The following is a 9,732-nucleotide window of genomic DNA, read 5'->3' on the forward strand; positions in this document are numbered from 1 at the left end:
CCTAAGGCACCCGATGAGAGGGCGTGTCGGACGCGCCGGGCAAGGGCCGAACGGCCCAAATCGGGGCCCCGCCGTCACCGCCGGTCCGGTTCCCGCGGCGCCTGACGTCCGCCGCCGCGGGCATGCCATAGAGTCTTGCGATGTGCGGCAAGTCCCCGGTGTGCGCCCTGCGCTCGACTACCTCGGCCTGTCCCGACCGGTGCGGCCGCGGGACTCCGAGGACACCGGCGACTACGGCATCACCGTCGCGCGGATGCACGACGACGAGCGCGAGGTCGGGCCGCTCAACGCGCTCGAGACGCGTCGGCTGCGGCGGATCCGGCTGTTCGGCACCACCGCCTCGGTCCTGATCCTGCTCGGCTCGCTCGGCACCGGCATGATGCCGGTGCTGCAGAACCCGATCGTGGGCATGCGGGTGCTGTCCCTGCCCTCCCGGATGTTCAACACCGCGCTCACGATCAGCATCGGCGGCACCGCAATGCTGGTGATCGCCTGGGTGATGCTCGGCCGCTTCGCCGTCGGCCGGTTCGGGGTGGAGGTGGCCGAGGGCACGAGCCCACCGCGCCGGATGACCAGCGGACAGGCCTACCGCACCCTGCTCATGTGGTGCACCCCGCTGCTCGTGGCGCCGCCGCTGCTCAGCAAGGACGTCTACTCGTACCTGGCGCAGAGCGCGATCGCCTACCGGGGCCAGGACCCGTACACCTACAGCCCGATGCGCGGGCTGGGCGTGGACCATCCGCTCACCCTGTCGGTGCCCAACCTGTGGAAGGACACCCCGGCGCCGTACGGCCCGCTGTTCCTCTGGTTCGGCGAACAGATCACCCGGGTCACCGGCGAGAGCATCACCGCCGCGGTCTTCCTGCATCGGCTGCTCGCCCTGCTCGGCGTCGCCCTGATCGTCTGGGCGCTGCCGAAACTGGCCCGCCGCTGCGGTGTCTCCGCCGTCGCCGCCCTCTGGCTCGGCGCCCTCAATCCGCTGGTGATCCTGCACCTGGTGGGCGGGATCCACAACGAGGCGCTGATGATCGGCATGATGCTGGTCGGCGTCGAACTGTCGTTCCGGGCCATCTACGGCAGCGCCAGCCTGCACAGACCCGGCAGTATCCTGCCCAGCCGCGCCGGCTGGCTGCTGCTCGCCGGCAGCGCCGTGATCGCGGCCTCGGCGATGATCAAGATCGCCTCGCTGCTCGCCCTCGGTTTCGTGGGGGTGGCCCTGGCCCGGCGCTGGGGCGCCACCCTGCCGGCCCTGCGGCACGCCCCCATCCGCCAGTGGTGGCCGCGCCTGCGCCGACCGCTGGGCGCCCTGCTCGGCGCCGCGGGCATCACCGGAGCGGTCACCGTGCTGGTGACCGCGGTGATCTGCCTGGGCACCGGCCTGGGCTTCGGCTGGACCTCCACCCTGAGCACCGGCGGCATCGTCCGCTCGTGGATGTCGATGCCCACTCTGGTGTCGGTGGTGGCCGGCCGGATCGGACTCTGGCTCGGTCTGGGCGAGCAGACGCAGGCGATCCTGGACGTGACACGCCCGATCGGTCAGCTGATCGCGGCGATCTTCGTGATCCGGTGGCTGCTGGCGACCCTGGCCGGGCGCATCCATCCGCTCGGCGGGCTGGGCATCGCCATGGCCACCTTCGTGATCTTCTTCCCGTTCGTGCAGGCCTGGTACCTGCTGTGGGCCATCATCCCGCTCGCCGCGTGGGCCACCACCCGCTGGTTCCGGGTGGGCACGGTAGTGATCTCCGCCATCATCGCAGTGGTGGTGATGCCCACCAGCGCCGACACCAGCCCCATGGTGGTGGCGATCGGCCTGCTCACCGGGCTGCTCACCGCGGCTGTGGCCAGCATCTTCTTCTTCATCGACCACCCGGTCCGGCTCTGGCTCAGCCGCCGCACCGCCCCCTGACCCGGCTGCCGACCGCCGGATCGCGCAGCCTAGGCTGGACCTGTGCGCGCCTACGAGTCCTCCACCCCTGCCCTGGCGGTGCGTGGGCTGGTCAAGCGCTACGGCGAGGTCACCGCGGTCGACGGGCTGGATCTGGAGCTGGCCCGCGGCGATATCCTCGCACTGCTCGGCCCCAACGGGGCCGGCAAGACCACCACGGTGGAGATCTGCGAGGGCTTCGGCGTGCCCGATGAGGGCACCGTCGAGGTCCTCGGACTCGACCCGATCGCCGACAACGACGCCCTGCGGGCCCGCATCGGGGTCATGCTGCAGGGCGGCGGCGCCTACCCGGGCGCCAAAGCCGGCGAGATGCTCAGACTCTGCGCGGCCTACAGCGCCGATCCGATCGATCCGGGCTGGCTGCTCGACGTCCTCGGCCTGACCGAGGCGGCCGGGACCCCGTACCGCCGGCTGTCCGGCGGCCAGCAGCAGCGGCTGGCCCTGGCCTGCGCACTGGTGGGCCGGCCCGAGCTGGTCTTCCTCGACGAGCCGACGGCCGGACTCGACGCCCACGCCCGCATCCTGGTCTGGGAGCTCATCGAGCGACTCGCGGCGGACGGCGTCGCGGTGCTGCTCACCACCCACCTGCTCGACGAGGCCGAGCAGCTGGCCGACCAGATCGTGATCATCGATCACGGCCGTGCGGTCGCCGCCGGCACCCCCGCCGACCTGACCAGCCGGGACACCCGGGACCAGCTCCGGATGTGCACCAGCGATCCCATCGATCCCGACCAGCTCGGCGGCGCACTCGGCGACGGCTACCGCTGTCTCCCGGCACCCTCCGGCGGCTATCTGATCGACGGCCGGATCGATCCGCCGCTGATCGCCGCGGTCACCGCCTGGTGCGCCCAGCGACAGGTGCTGGTCACCGAACTGGTGGTGGGCCGCGACAGCCTCGAAGACGTCTTCCTCACTCTCACCGGCCGGCAGGTGCGCTGATGACCGAGACCGCCGGGAATCCCGGATCCGATGCCACCCGTCACGGGGAGACCCGCCACGGGGACAACCGCTTCGCGCCCGGCACCTTCCGGCCGGCGCCCCGCCCGGCGTCGCTGGTGCGGATGCTCGCCGCGCAGACCCGGATGGAGACCACACTGCTGCTGCGCAACGGCGAGCAGCTGCTGTTGACCCTGTTCATCCCGGTCACCATGCTGGTGGGTCTGTGCCTGCTGCCGCTGAGCACCGAGATCGGCGACAGCGCCGCCGACCGGGCCGACACCTTCGTGCCGGCGATCATGGCCATCGCACTGATGTCCACGGCCTTCACCGGGCAGGCCATCGCGGTGGGCTTCGATCGCCGCTACGGCGCGCTCAAGCGCCTCGGCGCCACGCCCATCCCCCGCTGGGGCATCATCGCCGGCAAGTCGCTCGCGGTGGTGATCGTGGTGGTTCTGCAGACGCTGCTGCTCGGCGCGATCGGCGCCGCCTTCGGCTGGACCCCGCAGCCGGCCGGCCTGGTCATCGGTGCCGGCCTGCTGGTGCTCGGCACCCTCGCCTTCGCGGCTCTCGGACTGCTGCTCGGCGGCACCCTGAAGGCCGAAGTGGTACTCGCCCTGGGCAATCTGATCTGGTTCGTGCTGCTAGGCCTGGCCGGTCTGGTCGTCTTCGACGACCGGGTGCCCGGCGCCGTCCACACGATCGCCCGTCTGAGCCCGTCCGGGGCGCTCGCCGAAGCGCTGACCCGGGCCACCACCGAGTCTCACGTCGACGTCTTCTGCGTCGTCGTCCTCCTCGTCTGGGCCGCCGTCGGCGGCCTGCTCGCCGTCAGGTGGTTCAAGTTCGAATGAGTAGTTCAGCCCCTACCACGTCCGCCCCCACGACAACCGGCAGCGGCCCATCGGCGTTGTCCCGATGGTTCGGCTTCCGCACGCCGAGCCTGCGTTTCCTGTACGCGTGGGCGATCGCCGATCTGGCCGCCAACGTGCTGCTGGTGGTCACCGGCGGCGCTGTGCGCGTCACCGACTCCGGCCTGGGATGCCCCACCTGGCCCGAGTGCACCAGCGGATCGGTCACCCCCCATCCGGCGATGGGGATCCACGGCGTGATCGAGTTCGGCAACCGGATGCTCACCTGGGTGCTGGTGGTCGTGGCCGTCGGCACCTGGGTTGCGGCCATGCGGTACCGGCCGCACGACCGCACCAGTCGCTGGCTGGCCACCGGTATCGCGCTCGGCGTGCCCGCGCAGGCGATCATCGGCGGCATCACGGTGCTCACCCAGCTCAATCCGTGGGTGGTGGCGCTGCACTTCCTGGCCACCATGCTGATCATCTCCCTGGCCACCTGGCTGGTGTACCGCACCGTCCCGGGCGCCGCGCCGCAAGCGCGCGACGATTCGCCGATGGGCCGGCTGGCCGTGGCGCTGGCCTGGCTGGTCTACGCCGTCACCTGGGTGACCGTCTACCTGGGCACGGTGGTGACCGGTTCCGGTCCGCATGCCGGCGACGAGGATGCGCATCGCAACGGGCTCGATCCGCGGATGGCCACCCAGTTGCACGTCGACGCGGTGTGGGCCCTGGTCGGCGCGGCGGTGGCGCTGATTCTGCTGGCGGTGATCGCGCGGCTCTCCTGGCGCCGGACCGCACTCGTCTTCGGCGCGATCATCGTGCTGCAGGGCGTGATCGGCTACGTCCAGTACGCCCTGGAGCTGCCCGAGACGCTGGTCGTTCTGCACATGCTGGGCAGCGCCCTGCTGATGGTCGGCGCCACCGCGCTGGTCCTGCACGCGGCCCGTTTCGGCCGGACGGCCGCCGCGGCCGAGCCCGGCGACCGGAACACCGGCGCCGCGCTGCCGGCCACCGCCGGCGCCTCCTGAGCCGCGAGCCGGTCCGGGCGGCGATGCCGTCCGCATCGGCGATGCGAGTTCAGCGGTCGGGATCGTGCCGGGCGGGCGGCATGAGCCTGCGGTCGCCCCGGCTGAGGGCCGCTCTGGTCCGGGCCCGGGCGGCGAAGGCCGCCAGCGAGGCCCGGTCACGGCCCGAGGGTGCGACGTCGAGCAGTGCGGCCGCGCGCGGATGCAGCATGGCCCGGATCGCGCCCGGCGGCACCCTGCGCGGATACCACGTGGACGGATCGAGGGTCTCCTCGCGCAGCTGCACGGCGTCCGGGGTCAGCCGGAGCTCGCGCGCACAGAAGTCCTCGAAGTACTCGCGGAACTCGCCGTAGCTCGCCGGCACCGCCCGGTCGGAGATGTCGTACTTGCCGTACCAGCGGCAGCACTGCCGGTACAGCTCCTCCCGATCCGGCCCCGACAGGGGGCTGTGGAAGTGCTCGACGGAGAAGAACAACGCGTCGACGTAGGTGGCGTGCTGGAAGTGGAAGAGTTCCGGGTTCAGGGAGTGGTAGCGGTGTCCCTCCGAGTCCGTGCCTTTCACGTGTGCGTGCGCGGTGCGGATCACCGACCGCAGATCCCGGTTGCTGTAGGCGATGTAGACCATCTGCCCCACGGCGCGCTGTTTGTGCGCCCACAGCCCGCCGTGCACATGCTCCACCAGAGCGGCGGCATTGCCCGGATGCAGAATCTGCAGGGCGAGCGCCCGCGGCAGCGCATACGCGAAGCGCTTGTCCCCCAGATAGCGGTACACCAGCGGCATCGGCACCCGCCGGCGGGCGTCGACGGCGCTGTGCCCCCGGCTGCCGGCCGTGGCCACGGACACGTCGTCCGCCTGCTGCGTCATGCCCCGAGTCTAAAAGTGGCCCGAGGCGTTCTCACATGTCAGGACGGGGATCCGGGACTAAGAGGGGACCAAAGTCCCGGGCGTGCGCGGATCAGTCGACGATCTTGCGGTTCCGGGCCCGCGGGAAGTGCTTCTGGTGCGCCACCCAGCCGGCCATCCGGCGCCAGTGCGACGGTCGCACGGTGGCCTTCGCGGTGAGGGCGCGGTCCCATTCCTCGGCCTCTTCGAGTCCGTCGACGGCCTCCACGACGGCCTTGGCCTCGTCGAGGGTGCGGACCACCCGGTCGCCCAGCACGCCGTCGCCCTCACCGACGAGGGTGATCCGCACGCCGGCGGCACCGACCGGCTGCAGGACCGCGCTGGCGCTGCCGCCCTCGGCGGCCACGTACTTGCGGATCGAGGCGACGACGCTCGCGGGCGGGGTGATCGGGGCCGGCGCGGCGTCGGTGTCGGTGGCGGTGCTCTGCTCGGTCATGTGCATCATGATAGCGGCGTGTAGAACTGGGATATGCGTGCGATCCTCGTCAACGAACTCGGCGGCCCCGAGGTGCTCTCCCCGACCGACCGTCCCGACCCGGCACCGGGCCCCGGCGAGGTCCTCGTCGCGGTGCGGGCCGCCGGTGTGAACTTCATCGACACCTACTTCCGCAGCGGCCTCTATCAGCGTCCGCTCCCCTACATCCCGGGCAACGAGGGCGCCGGGGAGATCCTCGCCGTCGGCGAGGGCGTCACCGATCGCAAGGTGGGCCAGCGGGTCGCCTGGTGCGACGGCGACGGCAGCTACGCCGAGCAGGCGGCGCTCCCGGCCGACCGGGTGCTTCCGGTGCCGCCCGGCGTGCCCGACGAGGTGGCCGGCTCGTCCCTGCTGCGCGGACTGACCGCGAACTACCTCCTCGACGGCAGCGCGCGTCCGCAGCCCGGCGACACCGTGCTGGTCCATGCCGGCGCCGGCGGGGTGGGGCTGCTGCTGACCCAGTGGGCCACCTCCCGCGGCATCCGGGTGATCACCACCGTCTCCACCGAGGAGAAGGCCGAGCTGTCCCGTGAGGCCGGTGCCGCTCTGGTGCTCGAATACGGCGAGGACCTGGCCGACAGGGTGCGCGCGTTCACCGACGGCGCCGGTGCGCATGTGGTGTACGACGGCGTCGGCGCCGCCACGTTCGAGCAGTCCCTGGCCGCCTGCGCCGTCCGCGGCACCGTGGTGGTCTTCGGGGCGGCGAGCGGCCCGGTGCCGCCGTTCGACCTGCAACGCCTCAACCCGCTCGGCTCGCTTTCGGTGACCCGCCCCACGCTGGCCCACTTCATCGCCGACGGCGCCGAGTTCGAGCGCCGGGCGGCGGAGTTCTTCGGTGCCGTCGCCGACGGAGTTCTCACGCCGCGGGTGGGCCAGTCGTATCCGCTCGACGACGCGGCTCGCGCACACCGGGATCTGCAGGCGCGGGGCACCACCGGTGCCACCGTGCTGATCCCGTGACCGGCACGCAGCGCTCCGGCCCGCCGAGCGCGGGACGGCTCGCCGTCGCGGCGATCGCGGCGCTCGCGCTGGTGATCGTGGTGGGGTGGTCGTCCTGGGATCCGGTGCTCCTGGTGCTCTGCGGCACCGCCCTGCTCACCGTGGCGGTGGCGGCGCTGGCCCTGCCGTCGGCCGCGCCCACAGTCCCCGGACCGGCCGCGGACCCACCGGTTCCCCTGCGCATCCAGTGGGAGCGGGCGGTCGAGCAGCACGCCCGGATCCTGTCGGCCTACGGGCAGTACGAACTCGATCCCGCCATGCTGCGCAGCGACTGGGCCCGCGCCGACCGCCATGCCCGCAACACCGGTACCGACGGACTCGCCGAGACCGACGCCCGCGCCTGCGAGCGGGGCCTGAAACTCCTCACCCACGCGGACGCGACCGACGGCCCCGAGCAGTCCGCCTATCTCGAACAGGTGCTGGCCGTCGTGGACGGTCTGACCGACCGCGGCGCCGTGGCGCCGCCGGAGAAGCTGCACACCGAACTGGCCGGGCGTGTCCAGCGCGCCATCGAGGCCTGAGCGGCTCAGAACGACCGGTCGGCCACCCAGCGTCCGCGCAGGGTGTACATGCCGGCGGTCTTCACCGACGAGGGCCCCACATTCATCCGGATCACCGGTCCCAGCTCGCGATCGAACGGCGCCTGCCCCACCGCCAGCCCGACCAGCGCGGCGTCGTACGGCGGCGAGCTCGCCCGGCGCATGATGTCCGCGCGCACCTTCAGCAGCACCGAGGTGTTCACGGCGCTGAACCGGAAGCCCGGCTCAGCCGTCGCCGGGGAACGGTCGATGTCCGGGAACTGTCCGGGCACGACGACGATCCGGTCCACCGGTTGTCCGGCGGACCTCTCCGTCAGCAACGGAGCGGCGGCCTCCCGGACTCGCGGTTCGAGCTCGGTCAGGTCCAGTCCGGCCAGCTCCGCCCGGGCGAAGACGTTCCGCCGGTCGGCCAGCCCGCGGTCGGCGTCACGCCACCGCGACTCCGAGGCGTCGCGTGAGGACCTCACCTCGTAGCCGTCCCGGCGGCGCAGCGTCAGCACGCAGCCGGCGACGACGGCCAGAGCGACCAGGAGCAGGATCACCGCGCCGGCCGTGGAGTCGAGCAGCGCCGCGCCGGTGATGCCGATCGCCGCCGCGCCGGCCGCCACCGCGATCGGAATGCCGGGATTGTGGCGCATGCTCAAACCGCTATACGCGGGCCGGAGATTCGCCATCGGCCCGTCCACCGGTCAGGAGAAGTAGCTCGCGATGGTGGGGCCGTTGAGCACGGCGTCCACGGCCAGGCCGCAGAACAGCAGCGCCAGGTACTCGTTGGACTTGAGGAAGATCTTGAGCGGTTTGACCTCTTCGCCCTGACGGACCCGGCTGTAGAGCCGGGTGACCCACCACAGGAACCAGGCGCCCGAGGCCACCGCGACCGCCAGGTAGATCCAGCTGGTGGCCGGAATGAGAGCGAAGGAGACCAGAACGGTGATCCAGCTGTAGACCAGGATCTGCTTGGTGACGTGCTCCTCTGTGGCGATCACCGGCAGCATCGGCACTCCGGCGGCCCGGTAGTCCTCGCGGTAGCGCATGGCCAGCGCCCAGGTGTGCGGCGGCGTCCAGAAGAACACCACCAGGAACATGATCACCGGCTGCCAGCTCAGAGTTCCGGTGACCGCGGCCCAGCCGACCAGGGCCGGCATACAGCCGGCCGCACCGCCCCAGATCACGTTCTGCCAGGTCCGGCGCTTGAGGATCAGCGTGTAGACGCCCACGTAGAAGCCGATGGTGATCATCACCAGCACCGGCGGCAGCCACTTGTTCCCGGTGCCGAAGTAGAGAATCGCGAACGATGCGGCGGCGAGCACGATGCCGAAGATCAGCGCATTGCGCACCGGTACCGCGTGCCGGGCCAGCGGCCGCCGTTCGGTGCGCTTCATCTTCTGATCGATGTCGGCGTCGGCCACCATGTTCAGGCTGTTGGCGCTGGCCGCGCCCATCCAGCCGCCGATCACGGTGATCAGGACCAGCCCGATGTCGACGTGGCCGCGATCGGCCTGCAGCATCACGGGAATCGTCGAGACCAGCAGCAGCTCGATCACCCGGGGCTTGGTCAGCGCGATGTACGCCAGCAGGGTGGCCTTGATCCGGCTCGGGAGAGACTGCGGTTCAACGGTGTTCCGGGATGCCTCGGCGGAAGGGTTCGCGCTCACGCTTTCCCCAATCTTCAACGCCAGGCTCCTTAAGTACGCAAGAAAGCCGCCGCAAGAATCGCCGATCGGGAATCGCCGGGGCCGCTGTCCTCCTGACCGATGGTATCCCTCCGGCTCCCCACAGAAGAATCCGGGCCGCTAGGCTGGAGGAACCCGCAGCTTCGACCCACAGGAGACACCCCCACCGTGGCCGTTACAGATGAGATCCGTGCGCTGACCCAGCAGATCTACCCCGACGACTGGACCGATGTGGACTCCCGTGCGGTGGACACCGCCCGGATCCTCGCCGCCGACGCCGTCCAGAACTGCGGCAGCGGCCACCCGGGGACCGCGATGAGCCTGGCACCGCTCGCCTACACCCTGTACCAGCGGATCATGCGGCACGATCCGGCCGATCCGGCCTGGG

10 protein-coding genes and 1 pseudogene are annotated in these 9,732 nt (G+C 71.4%); 7 read left to right on the forward strand and 4 right to left on the reverse strand.

What is annotated here, in order from left to right:
• Positions 1 to 142 precede the first annotated feature (142 nt).
• From mptB to ACJMNC_RS00565, 4 genes are all read left to right on the forward strand, one after another.
• Positions 143 to 1,906: a polyprenol phosphomannose-dependent alpha 1,6 mannosyltransferase MptB gene (mptB, locus tag ACJMNC_RS00550; RefSeq protein WP_408946015.1), complete on the forward strand. Its 1,764-nt coding sequence runs from the start codon at positions 143 to 145 to the stop codon at positions 1,904 to 1,906.
• 42 nt (positions 1,907 to 1,948) lie between these two features.
• Positions 1,949 to 2,884 carry an ABC transporter ATP-binding protein gene (locus ACJMNC_RS00555; protein ID WP_408946016.1) on the forward strand — a complete coding sequence of 312 codons (936 nt, stop codon included), beginning with the start codon at positions 1,949 to 1,951 and terminating at the stop codon, positions 2,882 to 2,884.
• Positions 2,885 to 3,027: 143 nt separating this feature from the next.
• Entirely contained in the window at positions 3,028 to 3,732 is a 705-nt protein-coding gene (locus ACJMNC_RS00560; protein WP_408946438.1) for an ABC transporter permease, read from the forward strand.
• Positions 3,729 to 4,757, forward strand: coding sequence for a COX15/CtaA family protein (locus ACJMNC_RS00565; protein ID WP_408946017.1), 1,029 nt, complete (start codon positions 3,729 to 3,731; stop codon positions 4,755 to 4,757). Before ACJMNC_RS00560 ends, ACJMNC_RS00565 begins: the two co-directional genes overlap by 4 nt.
• Before the next feature lie 49 nt (positions 4,758 to 4,806).
• On the opposite strand, the gene ACJMNC_RS00570 is transcribed toward ACJMNC_RS00565, so the two are convergent.
• Positions 4,807 to 5,619, reverse strand: a complete 813-nt coding sequence (locus tag ACJMNC_RS00570; RefSeq protein ID WP_408946018.1) for an oxygenase MpaB family protein — start codon at positions 5,617 to 5,619, stop codon at positions 4,807 to 4,809.
• 91 nt (positions 5,620 to 5,710) lie between these two features.
• Positions 5,711 to 6,094, reverse strand: a complete 384-nt coding sequence (locus ACJMNC_RS00575; protein WP_408946019.1) for a hypothetical protein — start codon at positions 6,092 to 6,094, stop codon at positions 5,711 to 5,713.
• Between the two features lie 33 nt (positions 6,095 to 6,127).
• On the opposite strand from ACJMNC_RS00575, the gene ACJMNC_RS00580 reads away from it, so the two are divergent.
• The gene (locus ACJMNC_RS00580; protein ID WP_408946020.1) at positions 6,128 to 7,093 is read left to right on the forward strand and encodes a quinone oxidoreductase family protein; all 966 of its coding nucleotides are present in this window, start codon (positions 6,128 to 6,130) and stop codon (positions 7,091 to 7,093) included.
• Positions 7,090 to 7,653 carry a hypothetical protein gene (locus ACJMNC_RS00585; protein ID WP_408946021.1) on the forward strand — a complete coding sequence of 188 codons (564 nt, stop codon included), beginning with the start codon at positions 7,090 to 7,092 and terminating at the stop codon, positions 7,651 to 7,653. Before ACJMNC_RS00580 ends, ACJMNC_RS00585 begins: the two co-directional genes overlap by 4 nt.
• Positions 7,654 to 7,658: 5 nt before the next feature.
• On the opposite strand, the gene ACJMNC_RS00590 is transcribed toward ACJMNC_RS00585, so the two are convergent.
• Together ACJMNC_RS00590 and ACJMNC_RS00595 are read right to left on the reverse strand one after the other, a co-directional pair.
• Positions 7,659 to 8,309: a hypothetical protein gene (locus tag ACJMNC_RS00590; protein ID WP_408946022.1), complete on the reverse strand. Its 651-nt coding sequence runs from the start codon at positions 8,307 to 8,309 to the stop codon at positions 7,659 to 7,661.
• Positions 8,310 to 8,360: 51 nt separating this feature from the next.
• A complete protein-coding gene (locus ACJMNC_RS00595; RefSeq protein WP_408946023.1) occupies positions 8,361 to 9,344 on the reverse strand; it encodes a heme o synthase in 984 nt (327 codons plus the stop codon).
• A 168-nt stretch (positions 9,345 to 9,512) separates the two neighbouring features.
• On the opposite strand from ACJMNC_RS00595, the pseudogene ACJMNC_RS00600 reads away from it, so the two are divergent.
• Positions 9,513 to 9,732, forward strand: a pseudogene (locus tag ACJMNC_RS00600) (transketolase); the annotation flags it as partial.

The organism is Gordonia sp. VNK21, assembly GCF_046098115.1.
In the GTDB taxonomy this organism is placed as follows: domain Bacteria; phylum Actinomycetota; class Actinomycetes; order Mycobacteriales; family Mycobacteriaceae; genus Gordonia.